We start from the raw sequence: 20970 nt of genomic DNA, 5'->3' as shown, positions 1-20970 counted from the left end.
TTCTGTTACACCGCTACGAGCCAGCAGATGATCGGTTGCCAAGCCTTGGGCGCAGATGTTGAGCCGCCTCGCGACCTCGTGCACCGGTTCGTCGCGAAACAGCGCCATGCCAAGCACAAGCCAGAGCTCTTGATCGGCAGGCAAACGACGGCGCCTGATAGTTGCCTGACTGGAGAGATCCAACGCAGATGCCACCCACTCAACGGGGATATTTTGAGTGAAGGTACTCAGGTCAGAAAAGTTGAAAAGGTCGCTGAGGTCGAGCAGGTGCTGCTGAACAGACATAAAAAATCCGATGCCAGATATCTGGCATCGGATTTTCTAGGAGCTTCGACGTGAGCTCAAATGCTTAAGTGAACAGCATTACTCTTACGAGGGGCTTCTTATGGAGCACGACTGCATCACGTCATCTGAATGATGGTCTGCATGATGGTGCTCTGGGTGGAGATGGTCTTGGCGTTCGCCTGGTAGTTGCTCTGGGCCTTGATCAGGTCCACCAACTCGTTGGTCAGGTTGACGTTGGAGTTCTCCAGGGAGTTGGCCACGATCGAACCCAGGGTACCGGATTGCGGAGTGTCGTAACCCGGTTGACCGGAGGCGAAGGTCTCTCTCCAAGTGGTGCCGCCCGACGGCTGCAAACCTTGTTCGTTGTTGAAGCTGGCCAGGGAGATCTGGCCGATGGCCTTGCTCTGCTGGTTGCTGAACGTGGCGAACAATACGCCGCTGCCGTCGATTTTCAGGCCGGTGATCTGCCCGGTAGCGTAACCATCGGTGGTCGGCGGGTTGCGGTAACTGGCCGAGTTGTACTGGGTGACATTGCCCAGATTGACGGCAATATCCGGCGCTGTAGCGTTGTTTGGCGCCCATGTACCGTTGGTCACCGTACCCGGGACCCAACCCGTGAGTGTCAGGGTCGTGCCGACCACACCTGTACCGGTGACCCCCAGAAGCTTACCGGCACCGTCAAAGGTATAGGTCGCCGGCACGGGGGCGGTGGCGCCGGTGGTTGTAGGCTTAGAGCCATCCAGGTTACGGCCGTCGATCAACGTGTAAGCCTTCCACTCGTTGGCGTCCGATTTCACCATGTACTGCACCATTTCGTGGGAGTTACCCTGGGCGTCATACAACGTGGTGCTGTTCTGGGTGGTGAAGGTGCTCGTATCAGTAGGATCAAACAGCTTGGTAACCTGGTCGATCACCGGCGACGACGAGTTCAGGTTACTGGTGGAATCCACCTTGGTGGACGCCTTGGGTGGCAGGTACGACAGGTTCAGTTGCAGGTCGGTCAAGCCGCCCTTGACGATGTTGCCGTCCGCGTCCGCGGCGTAGCCTTGCAAGCGCGAAGTGCCGGTATTGTTGGTGATATAGCCGTCTTTGTCGGCACGGAAGGCACCGCTGCGGGTGTACTCCAGCGAGCCGTCGCTGCCCTTCTGAACGAAGAAGCCACCGCCCTGGATCGCCATGTCCAGTACGCCGCCGCTGTTGTTGACGTCACCCTGGGTGAACTGCTGGGACACAGCCGCCAGGTTCACGCCGTTGCCGATGCTGTTCTGGCCGGTGCCCAGCTTGGAGGCCGCGTAGATGTCCGCGAACTCTGCACGGGACGACTTGAAGCCAGTGGTCGCGACGTTGGCGATGTTGTTGCCGGTCACGTCCAGTTGTTTGTTGGCCGCATAGAGGCCGCTAAGGCCGATATTAAAAGACATGTTTCTCTCCCTCTGCCGTAGTTAGCCGGCTCTATGTACCGATAGTCTGGATTTGCGACAGCCTGACGCTGCCCATGCCGCCGGCAAGGTTCAGCAGCATTTCGCCGCCGGTCTTGCTCAACGTCACGCTGGTTACCGTTGCTGGCAGCGAAGTTGCCAAGGCAACCGCGTCGCCCTTGTCATTCTTGGTAGTGGCCGCGAAGGTGTAAGTGCCCGCTGGGGCGACCTCACCGTTGTCATTCTTGCCATCCCAGATAAAGTCGGAGTTGCCTGCACTCTGGGCGCCCATGTCAATGGTGCGCACCACGTTGCCGTCTTTGTCGGTGATCTTGATGGCGACGTTGCCTGTCGCCGCAGTCACTGCAACCGAACCGGTCATGCTCTTGCTGGTGTCCACCAGCGCCTTGTCGGTCTGGGTGATGATCGAACGCCCTACCAGCGACGATGCCTGCAAAGCTTGCGACGAGCTGAAGTTGCTCGAGATGTTGTTCACCGAGTCGTTCAGGGTGTTGATGCCTTCCAGGCTGCTGAACTGCGCCAACTGGGCCACGAACGCGCCGTTGTCTTGCGGCGACAACGGGTCCTGGTTTTTCAGTTGGGTCACCAGCAGTTGCAGGAACGCATCCTTGCCCAGCGACTGGCTGCCCGTTGCCGTCTTGGCTGCATCGCCGACGCTGCTGTTGTCTGTCGCGGTCTTGACCTTGGAGTTGAAAAGGTCCTGGACTGCCGTGTTGTTACTCGTATCAACGATGGCCATTATTTGGCGCCCCTTATCACTGACCCAGGGTCAGGACCTTCTGCATCATGGTTTTGGCGGTGTTCATCATTTCCGCATTGGTCTGGAACGAACGGCTGGCGGAAATCATGTCGGCCATTTCCTCAACCACGTTGACGTTGGGGTAGTAGACATAACCCTTTTCGTTCGCGGCGGGATGGTTGGGTTCGTAGCGGGCTTCAAGGTTGCTCTGGTCTTCGACCACACCAAGCACCTGGACGCCAGAACCGGCATTACCCTGGTCCTGGAACAGCGAATCGCTGCCGCCAGCCTGACCACCCTGGAACATGGTGGCGAACACCGGGTGACGGGCACGGTAGGTCTGGTCAATGCTCGAAGACACGGTCTCGGCGTTGGCGATGTTACTGGCGACGGTGTTCAAACGCGTGGTCTGCGCGCTCATGCCACTGCCGGCAATATTGAAAACACTGGACAGGGACATGGCTTACTCTCCACGCAGGGCTGACATCAGCCCTTTGAATTTGCTGTTAAGCAGGGTGAAGCTGGCTTGAAAGTTCACCGAGTTCTCGGCATAGGCCGATTGCTCCAGCTGGGCGTCGACGGTGTTCTGGTCGATCGACGGCTGCATCGGCGTGCGATACAGCAACGACTCGTCACCATTGCTCAGGCCTTGCGCTTCAATATGACGGCTGTTGGTCATGTTCAAGGCGAAGGTGCCGTTTTTGGTCTTGTCCTGCTGTGCGGCGAGCACGGCGGAGAAGTCCAGATCCCGAGCCTTGTAGTTCGGGGTGTCGGCGTTGGCAATGTTGTTGGCCAGGACTTCGGCACGCTGGGCGCGGAAGCCCAGGGCTTGTTCGTGGATACCGAGCGCTTTATCGAAGCTGATGCTCATGGCGGAAACCTTTAGGCTGACCTGCTTTTCGTTAACAAGGTTATAGCAAGGTGCATGCCAATCTTGCGCAGGCCCATATATCAAGGGTTTGCGGGGCGGTTGCCGGCGGCAATGCCAGAAAAGCGGCAAGGGGTTTCCGCGTGGCGCCAGTAAAGCGGCAATGGAGGGTTGCCGCTACTGGGAGAATTGCCGCAAAAAAAAAGTGGGAGCGGGCTTGCCCGCTCCCACCTTTAGATTTGCGTACTATTTAGCCTGGTAGATGATCCCAGGGCTGCACTGCACCATCTGGTAATGATCCGGCAAACCGTTCAGCGCTTCGGATGCACCGAGGAACAGATAGCCGCCCCGCTTGAGCGTACCGTGGATGCGCAGCAGGATGTCCTTCTTCACTTCAGCGGAGAAGTAGATCAACACGTTGCGGCAGAACACCATGTCGAACTTGCCCAGGCTGGCGTAGCTGTCGAGCAGGTTGAACGAGCGAAATTCCACACGGTTCTTGATCGGCGCCTTGATCGCCCAACGTCCTGCCCCTTTCGGGTCGAAGAAACGTTGCAGGCGCTCCGGGGACAAGCCACGGCCCAGGGCCAGGCTGTCGTACTCGCCGGTCTTGCAGTTGGTGAGCATGGTGCCGGACAGGTCGGTGGCCACGATTTGCGCCCCGGCCTTCAGCTGGCCCATGTTGGTACGCTCGAACTCATCGATGGACATCGAGATCGAGTACGGCTCCTGCCCCGAGGAGCACGCCGCCGACCAGATGCGCAGGCGCTGGCCCGGGCTGGCCTTGATGGCCTCCGGCAGCACTTTGCTCTTGAGCACTTCAAAGGGGTAGGTGTCGCGAAACCACAGGGTTTCGTTGGTGGTCATTGCATCGACCACCATTTCCTTGAGACCGCTGCGCGGCTGGCCCTGGATGCGCTGGACCAGCTCACCCAACGACTTGATGCCCTGCTGCTCCATCAGTTTGTTGAGACGGCTGGATACCAGATACTGCTTGTTTTCACCAAGCAATATGCCACAGGCCTTTTCCAGGAAGACCCGGAACTGTTCAAAATCCAAATTACCTGTAGACACTGATACCGCCTCTTAAATCGTGTGATCGCCAGGGAAAAAGCCCCTAGCCGTGATCTGCTGCTTTGATCCGCTCGACGACCCGGGATGCCAGGTCATCGGGGCGGAATTTGGCCAGGAAGTCATCGGCACCGACCTTCTTGACCATTGCCTGGTTGAATACACCCGACAACGAAGTATGCAGGATGATATGTAATTTTTGCATGCGTGGATCGTTGCGTATCTCGGCCGTGAGGGTGTAGCCGTCCATTTCCGGCATCTCGATGTCGGAGATCATCATCAAGAATTCTTCCTCCGGCTTCTTGCCGTCATCCACCAGCTTGCGCAGGTAATCCAACGCCTGGCGACCATCGTTGAGAGCCACCACTTCCACGCCGACGGTTTGCAGGCAACGGGTCACCTGTTTACGTGCCACAGAAGAGTCGTCCACCGTCAACACGCGCAGGGAGACTGCCTTGTGCGCAGTTTCAGCGTCCACGACACCCACGGAAATCGATTCCGAGGTGGGTGCCACTTCGGCGAGGATTTTTTCCACGTCGATGATTTCGACCAACTGGTTATCTACCCGCGTCACTGCCGTGAGGTAATGATCGCGACCCGTGCCCTTGGGCGGCGGATGGATCTCCTCCCAATTCATGTTGACGATGCGTTCCACCGAGCGCACCAGGAAACCCTGGGTCTTGGTGTTGTACTCGGTGATGATCACGAATGGATTCTGGCGATCCTGCAAACCTGCAGAACTGGTGGCCAGGGCCAGATCAAGAATCGGGATCGTCGCGCCACGGATATTGGCAACGCCGCACACCACCGGGCTGGACTTGGGCATGATCGTCAGCTTGGGGCATTGCAGCACTTCCCGCACCTTGAACACGTTGATGCCATACAGCTGTTTGCCATCCAAGCGAAAAAGCAACAACTCCAGGCGATTCTGCCCTACCAGCTGTGTGCGCTGGTTTACTGAATCCATTACTCCTGCCATGCCCAGACTCCTACGCTAAAACCTTTGAGGGTGCGACGCGCACCCAACGCTAAACGGCACGAGCTTTGCTATTTATTGATTATGGACATTAAAACGACGGTTTCCCGACGCCCCAACCCTACACGGTTTTGCAGATTGTTCTGCACACCGCTGGCGATACTCGCCCTCGCCTTGGGCCTGAGCGCCACAGCCCGCGCAGATAACGTCACCCTGCCTGATCTACTTATCGGCGTCACTCAAGGCTTTCTTGAGTTCACTGTAGAAGATTATCTGGCGACCACCCAGACGCCAGGGCGTTATGAAATCCAGGTCAACCAGTTGGACCCGCGTTTGCGCATGCCAATGTGCGACAAGGAATTGACAGCCACCCTGGAAAGCCCGGCACAGCCCATCGGCCGCGTGACGGTCAAGGTTCGCTGCGACGGCGCCTCGCCCTGGACCGTGTTCGTGCCGGCCCAGGTCAAGTTGTTTCGCGATGTGGTGGTGGTGGCCCGCCCACTCAAACGCACCGGCATCATCGGTTTCGAGGACGTTGTGTTGCGCGAGCGCGACATCAGCATGATCAGTCAGGGCTACCTGACGTCCCTCGATCAGGCCATCGGGCAGAAATTGACCCGACCAGTGGTCACTGACCAGGTGATCACGCTGGTGCATCTTGAGCAGGCAGAGGTGATTCGCAAAGGCGAACAGGTGGTCATTTCCGCCAGCAGTGGTGCACTGCAGGTAAAAATGCCGGGGGAAGCCTTGTCCAACGGCGGTATGAGTGAACAGATACGCGTCAAGAACCTCAATTCCAACCGGGTAATCAGGGCCAGGGTAACGGCGCCGGGGCAAGTCGAGGTCGCTTTATAGATTGCTGGTAGTGGACGCTAGCTTTTTCTACACTGTGCACGAGATGTTCCGTGCGGAGATTTATTGTCATTCGCGCCTAAAGTTAATCCGGGTATTGCCGAAAACATGGCAAGCGTCCAAATACCCAGAGGTTTTTTATCATGGTCATCGATTTCAGTCGTTTGAATAACGCCCCATCAACGGCAGGCACTACGCGCGCCAAGGAAAGCGTGGAAGCCAAGGCCCAGCCACTGCCAGCCAAGGCAGAACAGGCCAGCGCCAGCCAGAGCGGGGAATCCGTACACCTGAGCAATGAGGCTCAACAGTTGCAGAAGGTCACTGACTCGCTGCGCGATCAACCGGTGGTCAATAAAGCCCGTGTGGCTGAATTGAAACAGGCAATCGCCGATGGCAGCTATAAAGTCGACAGCAACCGTGTAGCCAGCAAGCTGCTTAACTTCGAAGCCGAGCGCTAGGCAAAGGCCTGCGCCGGGCTTTTGGACGCTTAAAACCCAAGGCCAGCCATGCATCACGACGAAAATCTGCTTCAGCTGATCATTGATGATCTAGCGCCGACGCAACAGTTGCTAGAGCTGCTCAGGGAAGAATCCCTGGCCCTCTACGGCCGCGATATGCCCTTGCTGGAAGAAATTCTGGCGCGCAAACAGTCGTTGATTGTCCTGCTGGAACAGCACGGCAAAAAACGCAGTCAGATCCTCATCAGCCTGGGCCTGCCCGCCGACCAGGACGGCCTGGCGCAGCTGGCCAGCCACTCCTCGGTCTGCGACCAATTACTGGCCCAGAGCAAAGAACTCAATCAATTGCTCTCCTTGTGCCAGGAAGCCAACCGGCTCAACGGTCAGTCGATCCAGCTTCAGCAAGCTACGACCGCCAACCAGTTGCGTATACTTCACGGCGGTGAGCCTCCGGCGCTATATAACGCGCAAGGCTCCACCTCGCGCCTGGTCAAGCCAAGCACCCGCAGCCAAGCCTGACGCCCGTTTACAGCGCGGCCTATCCAAGGCGCGCAACATACTGGCAGAATGCCTGCTCTTGCGTGTAGTCGTATTTTGTCTGGAGATGGAAGAACCGTGTTCAACGCCCTTAATGCGGAAGATGCCCCGCAGCCACCCAAGGTCCTCACCACCCCTCTGGAAATCGCCAGCACCTTGCGGATGCTGCAAGAAAGCCATGACCCGCTGATCATTACCTTCCATGAACGCAGCCAACGCTTCCAGAGCTACTTGGTGGACGTCAATCGGGACGGCGGTACCCTGGCCCTGGATGAAATGATCCCCCGCGACGGTGAACGCCACCTCGAAAATGGCGAACCGTTCCGCATTGAAGGTTTCCATGACGGTGTGCGTATCGCATGGGAAAGCAACGGTACGCTTACCGTAAGCGAAAAGGACGGCCACCGTATTTACACCGGCGGCCTGCCTGACGAGGTGGTCTACCATCAACGGCGCAATGCCTTTCGCGCCGCGTTGAAGCTGGCGCAACTGATCAACATCGAATTGGGCGGCGAGAAACTCCAGGCGCCGGTCAACGGCAAGTTGCTGGATATTTCCGCTACCGGCTGCAAACTGCGTTTTGAAGGCGACATTTCCGAGCGCTTGCAACTGGGCCAGGTCTACGATCGGTTTATCGCGGCACTGCCCTTTGGCAGCATGACCACCTCGGTCGAACTGCGTTATCTGCATTTCGAAGAAAGGATCAACACCACCTTCGCCGGCGTGCGCTTCCATAACATGACTGGTTTGGTGCAGCGTCAGGTCGAGCGTTTTGTATACCAGCTCCAACGTGAAGCACGGCGCTTCGACAAAGACGACGATTTTTAAGGCTTAACAACCGCCATAAAAAACGGGCAGATCCTTGAGGGTTCTGCCCGTTTTTGCTTTCAGGGACGCGCCCTGCTCAAGTCATGCGGATGCTCTTCGGGCCCCAGCGGCTCCGGCGGCCCCTCAAAGGGCGGCTCATCCGTGGGTGGTTGCGGCTCGGTCTCCGGCTCCGGGTCGGGAACGGTGTTTTGCATCTGCTCTTGCACCACCTGCTCATCAACCCGCGGGTCCAGGGCAGCGACCAGCGGTGAGCTGGACATACTGTCAGGCATCGCCACGTGATGCAGTGGCGCATCTTCCACTTGGTGCAGGTTGGTCACGGCTTTCGGGCGGATACGCCATACCAGGATCACCGCGCACAGACTGAAGAACGCGTACAGCATCTGGCTGCCAAAGAGCTTCATCACCACGCCCGCCAACAAAGGCCCGATGCTGGCGCCGACACCGTAGGTCACCAGCAGCATCGCTGTCAGGGAGACCCGACGATCACCTTCGACGTGGTCATTGGAAAACGCCACGGCCAACGGGTACAGGCAAAACTGCACCAACGAGCACAAGAACCCAGCGACAAACAGCACTTCCAGCGGGACTTTGGACATGATGGCCAGCGGCAACGCCGCCACCGCGAGGCACAAGGCAAAACAGCGGATCAGCAGCGCCCGGTCATACCGATCCGACAACCAGCCAAGCGGCCATTGCACCAGCAGGCCGGCAAAAATGCAGCTACCCATGAACAAGCCGACCTGCTCGGTGCTGAGCCCTTGCTGCGACGCATAGAGCGGCGCCAGACCGTAGAAAGAACCGACAATCAAGCCCGACCCCAGCACAGTACTCAGTGACTGCGGCACGCGCTTGATAAAGAAGCGCGGCTCCATCGGCGCCGGATGCAGCGGTGCCGGGTGAATACGCTGGGTCATGGCCACCGGCACCAGGCACAGGGCAAAACACAGCGCGACCAGCATCAGCAATTCAAGGCCAAGCTGGGGGTGCATGACCAGGATCAGTTGACCGAGCACCAGGCCCAGGTAGGACGCAATCATGTAGCCGCTGAACACCACCCCACGCTGCTTGACGTCAGCCTGCTCATTGAGCCAGCTTTCGATCACCATGTACTGGCACATCATCCCCAGGCCTACGATGATCCGCAGCACAATCCAGGCCGGCAGCCAGTCGACCAGGCCATGGCCCAACACCGCCGCGCCGACAATGCCAGCACAGGTGGCATAGGCGCGGATATGCCCGACCCGGGCAATCAGGCGGTGCCCGATCTTGCCTCCCAGCACCAGGCCAAAATAGTTGGCCGCCATCAGCGCACCCACCCACAGGCTGTCGACATGGTCGGCCGCCAGGCGCAACGCCAGGTAGGTACTGAGCAAGCCGGAGCCGATCAGCATCATCAAAGAGGCGAAATAAAGGGCTCGAAAAGATTTCCAGATTTGGCGCATCGGCGTTCCGAGCGGCTCCTTGCAGTGAGAGGTAGGGCTATCGGCATGATAGTCCGGGGTGGCCGGGTCCGGACAGGCAACATTCGCTGTTTCCGGGGATTATTGTGCGTAGTAGCTCAGACGCTGCCCGACCGCTTGCAAGGTACATAAGTTGAGATAAATACACCGCGCACATGCTGAGAACCCTGAACACCGACAAGGTTCGACAAAGTATCGAAAATGCTCGGCCGTCAGGGCTTATGGCTTTCACAAAGCGTCACTCCACGTAACGCAACCACAGGTGCGTGCGACCGGAAATCGCCTCCGTGACTGCACGAACCCGTGCTGGCAGGCTTTCATCGCCAGTGTTGTAGAGCGCACAAAAATCCTTCGCAACGCGGTCAGCCAGGGATACATCGGGCGGCTCAGCACGAATGAAGCCGATGTAAGAGGCACCGACGCCCATCAGCTCATAGCCATGTAATTCTGAGAAGTGACGCGCAACCGCATGGTTTTTCGCTGGGTCCAGGTCGCAAGTGAAATAGCCGTTCGGAAAAGCAGCGAGCGTCTGAAAGGACTGCTGAACGGGCACCAAAAGCGCTGAAAGCGGCTGGTCCAGTAGCGAAACAGGATTTTCCTGGTAGGCCACCCATTCTTGCAGGGCCTGCTCATCAAGCGTCAAGCCATGAGTGCAAGCCTCTTCAAAAGACGTGGCTGAGACCAGGTTCGTAAAATTGCGAAAGCACATCGCAAACTCCGCTTTTGTCGTCGGATAACCGATGTATTCACCCTTCTCGAAGCACGCTGGAGGCAACCCGATGATGTCCTGCGCCGATGCGTCGTCCATCCCCAGATTATTGCGCGCATGCCCTGAGGTGTAACGGGCCTGGGACAGATCATCAAGCGAGAATAAGGGCTTAAAACCAGGATGGGTGTCAGCCAGCTTACGATAAGCCCCGGTCAGATCATCGATGCTGGTAATGCCGCTCACGCGGTATTCATCGCATGTACCTATAGACGGGTTATCACGCGTGCCATTACCGCAAAATTGAATATCCATCAAAGGTCGCCTACTCCCTGCTGTCACTTGATCAAACGGATGTGGGGGGTGCCGTGAATAGGCCGCGATAATGCCCCTGATTAACATCACGCGCCCGCAAAGATGTAGCACCTGTGGCGAAATAGCGCACCCTGGAAAAATTTACTTCATCCGTTAAAGCGGGCTAAATAGTGGCCCCTTTACGGCGATTTCATTTATGGCTTCGTTGAAGCGCATCAGCCCCTGGATCGCCTGCCTGGCGGTCTTGCTGAACCTGTTCGCCATGCCCTTGAGCCGTGCGATGCAGACGCCCGACACGCGCCTGATGCTCTGGGGCGGGTTCTGTTCGGGTGGAAACTCGAGCGCGTTGCCTCAAGCATTCAGCAAAGTGATCGATGCCTTACAGGTACCTCAGTCGAAATCGGTCATGCAACACGGCGACTGCTGTTGTGGCCACGCCGGACTGGCAGCATTACCCTCCAACTATTACCGGCATTTTCTGCCGCAGTACACACCCGACACCTCCCTCGAAAATCCAGAGTTGCCAACCCGGCACCCAAGGATTCGTTGGCCCAGCCTCAGTCCACGCGCCTCCCCCCTCGCCTGATCACAACACCGCGACATTGTCCGGTGCAGCTCTCTTTAAATCCTTTTAGCGGCCCGCGAAGGACGCTGAACGCCCTTAGAGTTTCTTGATCATCAGGAAGTGCGTGCTATGCCTGCTCCATTGACTTTGCGTCACGCAAAGCGTTTGCCTGTGCCCCGTCCCCTGTGGCCGATGATGTCCGCTGGTTTATTCGCAATAAGCCCCTTGTGCTCCGCGTTGGCTGACGTCGGTGACTATGAGCGATTCTTTTTTGTTAAGCCCTGCAGAGGTTGCCGAGCTGACTGGTTATCAAAAACCAAATGCTCAATTCGGATGGCTTGAAAGGGAGGGGTTCCCCTTTCTAATCGGCGGCGATGGCCGCCCGAAGGTGCTTAGGGAGCTCGTGGTGCGCCGCCTGGGAGGCTCAGCGCATGAGAAACCCAGGCCTAGCCCCCAGTTGAGGCTGACTTAATGTTTGGGAGCGAATTTGGGGGCAAACCGCCGGGCCCTAGCGTCACTACAGGTGCAAACCAATGGCGATACCCTCACTGTCAGAAGGGTTCTAAGAAATTTAAAATGTCATCCAGCGCTGTTTCTACCCCCATGGCACTTCGACGGGCTGCATCGTGCAACCTTCTCATGACATCAAACGGTCTTTCCATCACGCTTCTCAGATCTGGGTCAGAGACCTCCTCAACTATGTCTCCCAGTTCGTTAAGAATCTGCAAAATGTAGTCAACCTCAATCGGATTTCGCTCGTGCGGATACAATCTTACTGAGTATCTCGGAAATGATGCTTGAAACATGTCCGACTTTTCAGTCGCCGCCCAACGAAGCACACCGCTCTCTGTCTGTGATAGCAAAACATCGACTAGCTTCGCTATTTTTGGGTAACTCATGACTCACCACCTTTCGTAATCTCAGATTTGATCCTAACCAAAAGCTCTTGAATTGCCTCAGAATGCTTTGAAACAAGCGAATTCATTCTGGCTACCGAAATAGAACCCGCCCCCTCAAGCGCCTTTTCCACTATGCGCTCAGAAGCAGAGAATTGGGTTATGGCATTTTGGATAGTGCCCTGGTCAGCATCATTCAATAGTGGATTGGAGGAGCGGATACTGACGAGGAACCTGCGCAGCTGTGAGTATCGATCAGGTAATAATTGGAGGTTCGGCGATCGATGCATTCGCTTTATTTCGTCCATTATCGCAAGCGCACTCGAGAAGTCGGCAACGGTGTCACCCTTCCTCAAATCCTCCCTCATGCTTTCAACGGCGGCAGTGGCTTGGGTCGCCGCCGCCCTTGCTTTGAGCGAGGTTTTGATAGTGATGAAGAAACCCACAAAAGAGATTAGAAGACCAAACAGGCCTGCATAATCGCCTATCCGATAAATTTCCAAAAAATGGTTTATCTGGGCGAAATCCATAACCGTTAGCACACTCCTTGGCCTTAATTATCAATCTAAGCAGTGCGAGAAGACCGAGCACGTTCAGGAATTAAACTTTTAGTGCTGGTACACAACTGGTACCTAAGAGCGATAAGACACGAGTTTTCTCACGAAACCCTTTTAAATATGGCGTCCCAGGGCCGGTTCGAACGGCCAACCTTCCCCTTAGGAGGGGGATGCTCTATCCAATTGAGCTACTGGGACAAATGACAGTCGTCTGGCCAAGGACACGGCGACGGACGGCGTGCATGTTAACGGCCGAGGTGGGTTTTGTCATGTCGTCCGTCGGCTTTTTGAGTGTAGGTCGATCCCTGCCGGGCTGATCGCAGTTTCGACCCGTAAATCCGGGCACTTGCCGCCATCGTGCAAAATGCACTCCCTCAAAATGCCATCATTGCAAATTGCAACCTTTCGGTCCTTTAAAGTACACTCAACCCATTGATTTTAATGGATTAATAGATTGGCACGAGACCTGCAATACCTCTCCTACAAACCCAATAGGCCACGGCGTTAAGCGGAGAACATGACCATGAACAGTGCCCTTCTGTTAGCCCTCAACACCGTAGCCTTGGCTGCATTAGTAACATTCCATTTTCAATCGACTGGCGCTAACGATCCTGCGCAGATCGGCCAGGCTGTCCCGCATCACCTGCAACAGCGGCCGCAACTGGCGGTAATGACGCCCAACGCGCAATCGCCGGTACGCCTGACCGAAGTCACCCAGGCTGCACCTGCATCTGAACACTGGGTTTTCTAAGGAAATCGTAAATGACCAAATCTGCCTGGCTGTTTTTGTGCCTGACCGCCTTCACCGGCGCTGTGGGCTTGGGCGCCGAATCGCAAGACGGCCAAACAACCGCATTCATTGCCACGGGTGTGTTTGCCAGCCTGTTGTTGATCTCCCTCATTGTCGGTCGTCGTATCAAGTTCGACCCGGTCCTGCGCTGATTCCCTCCTACCTTACGTCGCCTGGCTTTGGCTAATCGGCAGATTGCCACTATTCTTAAAACTAAGGGCAAAGTGCCACTTTGCTATAAGATGTGCGGCCTCAAGCCCTGTGCTGGTTTGGAGTTCTGGGAAGTTCCCTCGCGGAATCACCCGTAGAAGATTTTTCCAACCAGTCCGCAAAAAAACAAATGAATGCTGGCATAAAGCCTCTAGTCAGTTCAATATTTGTCACAGAATTGACGCCAAGGAACTGGCAAATCTGAGGCATGATGCGGCCTCTTTGCAATTCGGGTTGAACTTTGGTCGTGAGCCTTGTCTTAACATTCATCTTGCGGCCAATTCCAAAAACCGCTCCCCTGAACTAACCGGTTAAATATATGCGCCCATTGAAACAGGCAATTTATTCCAGCCGTACGGCTGACAAGTTCGTCGTACGTCTGCCAGACGGAATGCGTGAACGCATTGCCGAGGTGGCTCGCAATCATCACCGCAGCATGAACTCCGAAATCATCGCGCGCCTGGAACAAAGCCTCATTCAGGAAGGTGCGCTGGGCGACGAGTTGAGCATGCGTCTGGACAGCCCCGAGCTGTCGCTGCACGAACGCGAACTGCTGCAGCGTTTTCGCCAGCTTTCCCACCGCCAGCAAAATGCTCTCGTCTCGCTCATCGCGCACGACGTTGAGGCGGCCGCAGAAGCCAATTGATTTGCAGCTGAAAGCCAAAGCCAGCCATGTGCTGGCTTTTTTTTGCCTGGAATTTGTATAGGCATCCAAACATTTTTGATGTGCTGGTGCTACGCGGGGAGCTCGTTAGGGGGCAGACTTGCCCCCCCGCCGAAAGGGATCAGAGCAGGAAAATTGTTGCCAAGCCCAGGAAGATGAAGAAGCCACCACTGTCGGTCATGGCTGTGATCATCACGCTGGCACCCATCGCAGGGTCCCGTCCAAGACGCGCCAGGGTCATGGGGATCAACACCCCCATCAGGGCCGCCAACAGCAGGTTGAGGGTCATGGCAGCAGTCATCACCACGCCGAGCGACCAACTGCCATATAGCAAGTAGGCCACCACACCGATCACCCCACCCCACACCAACCCGTTGATCAGGCCCACAGCCAGTTCTTTGCGCAACAGACGCGATGAGTTAGCCGTACTCACTTGGTCCAGCGCCATCGCGCGCACGATCATCGTGATCGTCTGGTTGCCGGAGTTGCCGCCAATACCGGCCACAATCGGCATCAATGCCGCCAGGGCTACCAGCTTCTCAATGGAACCTTCGAACAAGCCGATCACACGCGAGGCAATAAAGGCGGTAACCAGATTGACCGCCAGCCAGGCCCAGCGGTTACGCAGCGAACGCCAGACCGACGCAAAGATATCTTCCTCTTCACGCAAACCCGCCATGTTGAGGACTTCAGTTTCACTCTCTTCACGAATCAGGTCGACGATCTCATCGATGGTCAAACGGCCAATCAATTTGCCGTTCTTGTCGACCACCGGCGCCGAGATCAAGTCATAACGCTCGAATGCTTGCGCCGCGTCGTAGGCATCTTCATCTGGGTGAAAACTCACCGTATCGCTGGCCATTAAATCCGCAACCATCTTGTCCGGATCATTGACCAACAGACGCTTGATCGGCAGTACACCCTTGAGAATGCCTTCGTAGTCGACCACGAACAGCTTGTCGGTGTGACCAGGCAGCTCTTTCAGCCGGCGCAGGTAGCGCAGGACCACTTCCAGGCTGACGTCTTCGCGGATGGTGACCATCTCGAAGTCCATCAGCGCGCCGACTTGGTCCTCATCGTAAGACAACGCAGAGCGCACGCGCTCGCGCTGTTGCGTGTCCAGCGCCTCCATCAGCTCATGGACAACATCACGCGGCAGCTCGGGGGCAAGGTCAGCCAGCTCATCGGCGTCCATCTCCTTGGCCGCAGCCAGGAGCTCATGATCGTCCATGTCGGCGATCAGGGTTTCACGGACTGAGTCGGATACTTCGAGCAGGATGTCGCCGTCACGATCAGCCTTGACCAATTGCCAAAGGGCCAGTCGGTCATCCAGCGGCAGGGCTTCGAGAATATAGGCGACGTCGGCGGAGTGCAGGTCATCGAGCTTGCGTTGGAGCTCGACGAGGTTTTGCCGGTGGACCAGGTTTTCGACCAAGTCGTTATTCGGGCCATCCTGGCGGTGCGTAAGGTCTTCGACCACGCGCTGGCGCTGCAGCAGCTCAATGACTTGAGCCAAGCGATCCTGCAGGCTGTCTTGTGTTTTTTTCTTTACTTCTACTTCGGTCATAGGCGAACTCCACTCCCAGCAGCGGGGCACGCCGGAAGGATCAATCAGTCAATTCATGATTGGTAAAACGGGGTACTGAGTAACTACTGGGTAAGTCCATGGAGGTATTCCACAAGCCCCGGCGGGGCTGACGGGCGCAATGATACACCGCCCGGCCACTTTAAACGTTAAAAAACTGGAAAGAACAAGCGCTTGCGAGCCAAAGCTAAGCATTGGCTGCATCTATGAACTGCGACGACGCAGTGTGGAAGGAAAACACATGAGAGAAGAGAAAAAGAAAAAATCCTACACAAACTCCAGACGGCAAAAAGCCCGCACTAGGCGGGCTTTTTGTTTGTATGGTGCACTCGACAGGATTCGAACCTGTGACCGCTCGGTTCGTAGCCGAGTACTCTATCCAGCTGAGCTACGAGTGCATATTGTGTTTTTAGACCAGATCACAACTGGTTCCAACCGAATCAACTGCATTGCTGCAATTGACTCTTAAATGGTGCACTCGACAGGATTCGAACCTGTGACCGCTCGGTTCGTAGCCGAGTACTCTATCCAGCTGAGCTACGAGTGCATTTGTTGCCGCGCATTATAGGCCGTTCAATCTCTATGTAAAGCTATTTTTTCGAGTAACTTCAACAACTTACCGAAAAAACCAGATTGCAACGTACTAAGCAAATAATGGCGGAGAACGGGGGATTCGAACCCCCGACACCCTTTTGAGGTGTACTCCCTTAGCAGGGGAGCGCCTTCGGCCACTCGGCCAGCTCTCCGCAACACGGGGCGTATATTAACCACGTTCATCCCCGTTTGCAAACATAAAAAACGATAAAAATTAAAGGCTTGGTTCTTCGTCCTTCTCTTTCTTGATCCGCAGGTAGATTTCCTCGCGGTGCACCGCTACCTCTTTCGGAGCGTTAACCCCGATACGTACTTGATTGCCTTTGACGCCAAGCACGGTCACGGTGATTTCGCCATCACCGATAATCAGGCTTTCTGCGCAACGACGAGTCAGAATCAACATACCTTTCTCCTCACGCATTTCAGTTCAGGAACAACAGTCTGCAAAAAAAAGGCATTCGACCTACAACCCAAAAGCCGTAGCCCTACCACCTAAGTATTGTCGAGCCCACGCAAAAGAACATGCGCCCTACAAAAAAATGAAAGGCGCGGTAAACCGCGCCTTTCTGGCACTGCATCACTCGCCCTGTCGGGCCGGAGCGTCCAGCTCAAAAGCGGTATGCAGCGCACGTACAGCCAGTTCCAGGTACTTCTCTTCGATCACCACCGAAACCTTGATTTCTGAGGTAGAGATCATCTGGATATTGATGCTTTCCTTGGCCAGGGCCTCAAACATACGGCTGGCAACGCCGGCATGCGAACGCATGCCCACACCCACGATCGACAGCTTGGCAATCTTGGTGTCGCCGATCACTTCGCGGGCACTGATTTGCTTCGCAGTGTTCTGCAGGATCCGCTCCGCCGCATCGTACTCGTTGCGGTGCACGGTGAAGGTGAAATCGGTGGTGTTATCGTGCGATACGTTCTGCACGATCATGTCGACTTCGATGTTCGCGCCGCTGATAGGGCCCAGGATCTTGAACGCCACGCCCGGGGTGTCTGGCACGCCACGGATGGTCAGCTTGGCTTCATCACGGTTGAAAGCGATACCGGAAATGATTGGCTGTTCCATGGATTCCTCTTCATCAATAGTAATGAGGGTGCCCGGACCCTCTTTGAAGCTGTGCAATACGCGCAGCGGAACGTTGTACTTGCCGGCAAACTCCACCGCGCGGATCTGCAACACCTTGGAACCAAGGCTGGCCATTTCCAGCATCTCTTCAAAGGTGATCTTATCCAGGCGCTGAGCCACGGACACTACACGCGGATCGGTGGTATAGACGCCATCCACATCGGTGTAAATCTGGCATTCATCGGCCTTGAGCGCCGCCGCCAGCGCCACGCCGGTGGTATCTGAACCGCCACGCCCGAGGGTGGTGATATTGCCCTGCTCATCCACACCCTGGAAGCCCGCTACAACTACCACGCGGCCGGCTTTTAGATCAGTGCGAATTTTCTGATCATCAATTTGCAGGATGCGCGCCTTGGTGTGCGCGCTGTCAGTGAGGATACGCACCTGGCTGCCAGTGTAGGACACCGCCGGCACACCGCGCTTATTCAGCGCCATGGCCAGCAAGGCAATGGTCACCTGCTCACCGGTGGACACGATCACATCCAGCTCACGCGGGAGCGGCTGTTGATCACCACTGATTGCCTTGGCCAGATCGATCAGGCGATTGGTCTCGCCGCTCATGGCCGACAGCACCACCACCAAGTCGTCGCCAGCATCGCGGAATTTCTTAACCTTGTCGGCCACCTGCTCGATTCTTTCGACAGAGCCGACCGAGGTGCCTCCAAATTTCTGTACGATCAAAGCCATTTCTAAGCCGCCTCAGCCCGTAAAGGGGCGCCTGATAACCAATCAACCAGCACCGAACCCGCCCGCGACTAGACCACGGGCTGATTAACAGTGCCTTAAATACCTGCCTCGACAAACGGCACGGTCAGGGCCAGGGCTGCGTCCAGGGCGCCAGCGTCTACACCACCGCCTTGCGCCATGTCCGGACGACCACCGCCCTTCCCGCCCACTGCCGCGGCGGCTTGCTTCATCAAATCACCGGCCTTGAGTTGGCCAGTCAGGTCCTTGGTTACACCGGCAACCAGAACGACCTTATCCTCATGGACACCGCCGAGCAGGATCACTGCGCGGCCGAGCTTGTTCTTCAACTGATCGACCAAGGCCAACAGCGCCTTGCCGTCCTGACCGTCCAGGCGCGCAGCCAACACTTTCACGTCCTTGACGTCCACCGCAGAAGCCGACAAATCGTCGCCCGCCGCACTGGCCGCCTTGGCCTGCAACTGCTCCAGCTGTTTCTCCAGCGTACGGTTGCGCTCCAGTACAGCGGACAGCTTGTCGATAAGGTTGTCGCGGCTGCCCTTGACCAGGCTGGCCGCTTCCTTGAGTTGTTCTTCAGCCGCATTGAGGTAGGCCAGGGCTGCAGCGCCAGTGACGGCCTCGATACGACGCACACCGGACGCTACACCCCCTTCGCTGATGATTTTCAGCAGGGCGATGTCGCCGGTACGGTTGGCGTGGATACCGCCACACAGTTCCACAGAGAAACTGCCGCCCATGCTCAATACACGCACGTTGTCGCCGTACTTCTCGCCGAACAGCGCCATGGCGCCTTTGGCCTTGGCGGTCTCGATGTCGGTTTCTTCGGTTTCTACCGCGGTGTTCTTGCGAATCTCAGCGTTGACGATGTCTTCCAGGGCCTTGATCTGCTCGGGCTTGATCGCTTCAAAGTGGCTGAAGTCGAAGCGCAGGCGCTGGCTGTCGACCAACGAACCTTTCTGCTGGACGTGCTCGCCCAGTACCTGGCGCAGCGCGGCGTGCAGCAGGTGAGTGGCCGAGTGATTCAACGCGGTCGCATGGCGTACATCGGCATCGACCTGGGTGTCCACCGGCGCACCAACCGTCAAGTTGCCCAGCACCAACACACCGTGATGCAGGAACGCACCGCCGGTCTTGGTGGTGTCGCGCACCTCAAAACGGCCGGACGTCGAACTCAGGAAACCACAATCACCAATCTGGCCACCCGACTCGGCGTAGAACGGCGTCTGGTCGAGGACCACAACCGCCTCTTCGCCTTCACTCAACACGTCGACCGACTTGCCGTCTTTATAGATGGCAACGATCTTGGCAGCGCCAACGGTAGCCTTGTAACCGATGAATTCGGTGGGCACGTCAACCTTGACCAGGGTGTTGTAGTCAAGGCCAAAGGAGCTGGCGGAGCGAGCACGCACGCGCTGAGCTTCCATCTCACGCTCAAAACCCGCTTCATCAATGGTCAGCTCACGCTCACGGGCGATGTCGGCGGTCAGGTCCATCGGGAAGCCATAGGTGTCATACAGCTTAAACACCACATCGCCTGGCACCACGGTGCCTTTGAGTTCAGCCAGGTCCTGCTCGAGGATTTTCAGGCCGTGTTCGAGGGTCTTGGAGAACTGCTCCTCCTCAGCCTTGAGCACGCGCTCGATATTGCTTTGCTGCTGCTTGAGTTCCGGGAAGGCTTCGCCCATCTCGGCAACCAGTGCGGCCACGATTTTGTAGAAGAAGCTGCCAGTGGCGCCCAGCTTGTTACCGTGACGGCAGGCGCGACGGATGATACGGCGCAGCACATAGCCACGGCCTTCGTTGGACGGCAACACACCGTCGGCGATCAGGAAACCGCAGGAACGGATGTGGTCAGACACCACCTTGAGGGAAGACTGGCTTTCATTGGCACAACCAATGGCCGCGGCCGACGCGCTCAACAACTGGGTGAACAGGTCGATTTCGTAGTTGGAGTGAACGTGCTGCAGCACCGCACTGATCCGCTCCAGGCCCATGCCGGTATCCACCGACGGCGCAGGTAGCGGATGCAACACGCCATCGGCGGTGCGGTTGAACTGCATGAACACGTTGTTCCAGATCTCGATGTAACGGTCGCCGTCTTCTTCCGGCGAACCCGGGGGGCCACCCCAGATGTCGGCGCCGTGGTCGTAGAAGATCTCGGTGCAAGGGCCACACGGGCCGGTATCGCCCATGGTCCAGAAGTTGTCGGAAGCGTACGGCGCACCCTTGTTGTCGCCGATGCGAATCATGCGCTCGACGGGCACGCCGACTTCCTTGGTCCAGATGTCGTACGCTTCGTCGTCCGTGGCGTACACGGTAACCCAGAGTTTTTCCTCTGGCAGCTTCAACACGCCGGTCAGGAAGGTCCAGGCGAACGTAATCGCATCTTTCTTGAAGTAGTCACCAAAGCTGAAGTTACCCAGCATTTCGAAGAACGTGTGGTGGCGGGCGGTGTAGCCCACGTTTTCCAGGTCACTGTTCTTGCCGCCGGCACGCACGCACTTCTGGCTGCTGGTGGCGCGGGTGTAGGCGCGCTTTTCCTGGCCCAGGAAGCAGTCCTTGAACTGGTTCATCCCCGCGTTAGTGAACAGCAGGGTTGGGTCATTGCCTGGGATCAAGGAGCTGGAGGCGACACGGGTGTGACCTTGCTCTTCGAAGAAGCGAAGGAAGGCTTCACGGATTTCTGCGCTTTTCATTAGGTTCTTCCACGGAGGCTGCGGCCAAAGGCCAGTGCG

General features: G+C 56.8%; 24 protein-coding genes and 4 tRNA genes. 9 read left to right on the top strand and 19 right to left on the bottom strand.

The window, feature by feature from the left end:
* From AACY30_RS27105 to AACY30_RS27075, 7 genes are all read right to left on the bottom strand, one after another.
* On the bottom strand, positions 1-285 hold a 285-nt coding region (locus tag AACY30_RS27105; RefSeq protein ID WP_339541435.1), incomplete at its 3' end, for a transposase domain-containing protein.
* Between the two features lie 116 nt (positions 286-401).
* Complete coding sequence (gene flgE, locus AACY30_RS27100) at positions 402-1706, bottom strand: flagellar hook protein FlgE (RefSeq protein WP_339472089.1); 1305 nt, start codon at positions 1704-1706, stop codon at positions 402-404.
* 31 nt (positions 1707-1737) lie between these two features.
* Positions 1738-2463 carry a flagellar hook assembly protein FlgD gene (gene flgD, locus AACY30_RS27095; protein WP_339472088.1) on the bottom strand — a complete coding sequence of 242 codons (726 nt, stop codon included), beginning with the start codon at positions 2461-2463 and terminating at the stop codon, positions 1738-1740.
* A gap of 16 nt (positions 2464-2479) precedes the next feature.
* Positions 2480-2923: a flagellar basal body rod protein FlgC gene (flgC, locus tag AACY30_RS27090; protein ID WP_065873987.1), complete on the bottom strand. Its 444-nt coding sequence runs from the start codon at positions 2921-2923 to the stop codon at positions 2480-2482.
* Positions 2924-2926: 3 nt separating this feature from the next.
* Positions 2927-3334, bottom strand: coding sequence for a flagellar basal body rod protein FlgB (gene flgB / locus AACY30_RS27085; protein ID WP_010208346.1), 408 nt, complete (start codon positions 3332-3334; stop codon positions 2927-2929).
* Between the two features lie 243 nt (positions 3335-3577).
* A complete protein-coding gene (gene cheR, locus AACY30_RS27080; RefSeq protein ID WP_065873988.1) occupies positions 3578-4405 on the bottom strand; it encodes a protein-glutamate O-methyltransferase CheR in 828 nt (275 codons plus the stop codon).
* Positions 4406-4448: 43 nt separating this feature from the next.
* Positions 4449-5381 (bottom strand): chemotaxis protein CheV, encoded by a 933-nt coding sequence (locus AACY30_RS27075; RefSeq protein WP_339420744.1) that lies wholly within the window; start codon positions 5379-5381, stop codon positions 4449-4451.
* 81 nt (positions 5382-5462) lie between these two features.
* On the opposite strand from AACY30_RS27075, the gene flgA reads away from it, so the two are divergent.
* The 4 genes from flgA (at position 5463) to AACY30_RS27055 (ending at position 8053) form a co-directional block, all read left to right on the top strand.
* Positions 5463-6233, top strand: coding sequence for a flagellar basal body P-ring formation chaperone FlgA (gene flgA, locus AACY30_RS27070; RefSeq protein WP_339541434.1), 771 nt, complete (start codon positions 5463-5465; stop codon positions 6231-6233).
* Positions 6234-6373: 140 nt separating this feature from the next.
* Positions 6374-6688 carry a flagellar biosynthesis anti-sigma factor FlgM gene (flgM, locus tag AACY30_RS27065; protein ID WP_339541433.1) on the top strand — a complete coding sequence of 105 codons (315 nt, stop codon included), beginning with the start codon at positions 6374-6376 and terminating at the stop codon, positions 6686-6688.
* A 48-nt stretch (positions 6689-6736) separates the two neighbouring features.
* Entirely contained in the window at positions 6737-7207 is a 471-nt protein-coding gene (locus AACY30_RS27060; RefSeq protein ID WP_339541432.1) for a flagella synthesis protein FlgN, read from the top strand.
* A 96-nt stretch (positions 7208-7303) separates the two neighbouring features.
* A complete protein-coding gene (locus AACY30_RS27055; RefSeq protein ID WP_339472084.1) occupies positions 7304-8053 on the top strand; it encodes a flagellar brake protein in 750 nt (249 codons plus the stop codon).
* A gap of 59 nt (positions 8054-8112) precedes the next feature.
* On the opposite strand, the gene AACY30_RS27050 is transcribed toward AACY30_RS27055, so the two are convergent.
* Positions 8113-9498 carry an MFS transporter gene (locus AACY30_RS27050; protein ID WP_339420749.1) on the bottom strand — a complete coding sequence of 462 codons (1386 nt, stop codon included), beginning with the start codon at positions 9496-9498 and terminating at the stop codon, positions 8113-8115.
* A gap of 256 nt (positions 9499-9754) precedes the next feature.
* Positions 9755-10537 carry a hypothetical protein gene (locus tag AACY30_RS27045; protein ID WP_339541431.1) on the bottom strand — a complete coding sequence of 261 codons (783 nt, stop codon included), beginning with the start codon at positions 10535-10537 and terminating at the stop codon, positions 9755-9757.
* Positions 10538-10733: 196 nt separating this feature from the next.
* On the opposite strand from AACY30_RS27045, the gene AACY30_RS27040 reads away from it, so the two are divergent.
* Entirely contained in the window at positions 10734-11123 is a 390-nt protein-coding gene (locus tag AACY30_RS27040) for a DUF2946 domain-containing protein (protein ID WP_339541430.1), read from the top strand.
* A gap of 235 nt (positions 11124-11358) precedes the next feature.
* Positions 11359-11574, top strand: coding sequence for a DUF4224 domain-containing protein (locus tag AACY30_RS27035; RefSeq protein ID WP_339541429.1), 216 nt, complete (start codon positions 11359-11361; stop codon positions 11572-11574).
* Between the two features lie 79 nt (positions 11575-11653).
* On the opposite strand, the gene AACY30_RS27030 is transcribed toward AACY30_RS27035, so the two are convergent.
* The 3 genes from AACY30_RS27030 to AACY30_RS27020 form a co-directional block, all read right to left on the bottom strand.
* On the bottom strand, positions 11654-12001 hold the full coding sequence (locus AACY30_RS27030; protein WP_339541428.1) for a hypothetical protein: 348 nt from the start codon (positions 11999-12001) through the stop codon (positions 11654-11656).
* The gene (locus tag AACY30_RS27025) at positions 11998-12528 is read right to left on the bottom strand and encodes a hypothetical protein (protein ID WP_339541427.1); all 531 of its coding nucleotides are present in this window, start codon (positions 12526-12528) and stop codon (positions 11998-12000) included. The genes AACY30_RS27030 and AACY30_RS27025 overlap by 4 nt, the downstream gene beginning before the upstream one ends.
* Positions 12529-12676: 148 nt before the next feature.
* Positions 12677-12753, bottom strand: a tRNA-Arg gene (locus AACY30_RS27020).
* A 325-nt stretch (positions 12754-13078) separates the two neighbouring features.
* Between AACY30_RS27020 and AACY30_RS27015 the strand changes: the two genes are divergently transcribed.
* From AACY30_RS27015 to AACY30_RS27005, 3 genes are all read left to right on the top strand, one after another.
* Positions 13079-13306 carry a hypothetical protein gene (locus tag AACY30_RS27015; protein WP_339541426.1) on the top strand — a complete coding sequence of 76 codons (228 nt, stop codon included), beginning with the start codon at positions 13079-13081 and terminating at the stop codon, positions 13304-13306.
* A gap of 11 nt (positions 13307-13317) precedes the next feature.
* Entirely contained in the window at positions 13318-13497 is a 180-nt protein-coding gene (locus AACY30_RS27010; protein ID WP_339420755.1) for a PA3371 family protein, read from the top strand.
* A gap of 377 nt (positions 13498-13874) precedes the next feature.
* Complete coding sequence (locus AACY30_RS27005) at positions 13875-14201, top strand: Arc family DNA-binding protein (protein ID WP_003175643.1); 327 nt, start codon at positions 13875-13877, stop codon at positions 14199-14201.
* Between the two features lie 139 nt (positions 14202-14340).
* Here the strand turns inward: AACY30_RS27005 and mgtE are convergent, their stop codons facing one another.
* The 7 genes from mgtE to alaS form a co-directional block, all read right to left on the bottom strand.
* Positions 14341-15786, bottom strand: a complete 1446-nt coding sequence (gene mgtE / locus AACY30_RS27000) for a magnesium transporter (protein ID WP_065873997.1) — start codon at positions 15784-15786, stop codon at positions 14341-14343.
* Positions 15787-16125: 339 nt separating this feature from the next.
* Positions 16126-16202, bottom strand: a tRNA-Arg gene (locus tag AACY30_RS26995).
* Positions 16203-16274: 72 nt separating this feature from the next.
* Positions 16275-16351, bottom strand: a tRNA-Arg gene (locus tag AACY30_RS26990).
* Between the two features lie 108 nt (positions 16352-16459).
* Positions 16460-16550: transfer RNA gene (locus tag AACY30_RS26985), tRNA-Ser, on the bottom strand.
* Positions 16551-16612: 62 nt separating this feature from the next.
* The gene (csrA, locus tag AACY30_RS26980) at positions 16613-16801 is read right to left on the bottom strand and encodes a carbon storage regulator CsrA (protein WP_003175645.1); all 189 of its coding nucleotides are present in this window, start codon (positions 16799-16801) and stop codon (positions 16613-16615) included.
* Positions 16802-16975: 174 nt separating this feature from the next.
* Positions 16976-18217, bottom strand: a complete 1242-nt coding sequence (locus AACY30_RS26975) for an aspartate kinase (protein WP_339472079.1) — start codon at positions 18215-18217, stop codon at positions 16976-16978.
* A 95-nt stretch (positions 18218-18312) separates the two neighbouring features.
* Positions 18313-20931: an alanine--tRNA ligase gene (gene alaS / locus AACY30_RS26970; RefSeq protein WP_339472078.1), complete on the bottom strand. Its 2619-nt coding sequence runs from the start codon at positions 20929-20931 to the stop codon at positions 18313-18315.
* Positions 20932-20970: the final 39 nt, after the last annotated feature.

The sequence above is a fragment of the Pseudomonas sp. RA_5y_Pfl1_P24 genome (assembly GCF_963970945.1).
In the GTDB taxonomy this organism is placed as follows: Bacteria; Pseudomonadota; Gammaproteobacteria; order Pseudomonadales; family Pseudomonadaceae; genus Aquipseudomonas; species Aquipseudomonas tritici.
The sequence above is the reverse complement of the archived record's forward strand: the minus strand, read 5'-3'. Positions and strand labels throughout refer to the sequence as shown.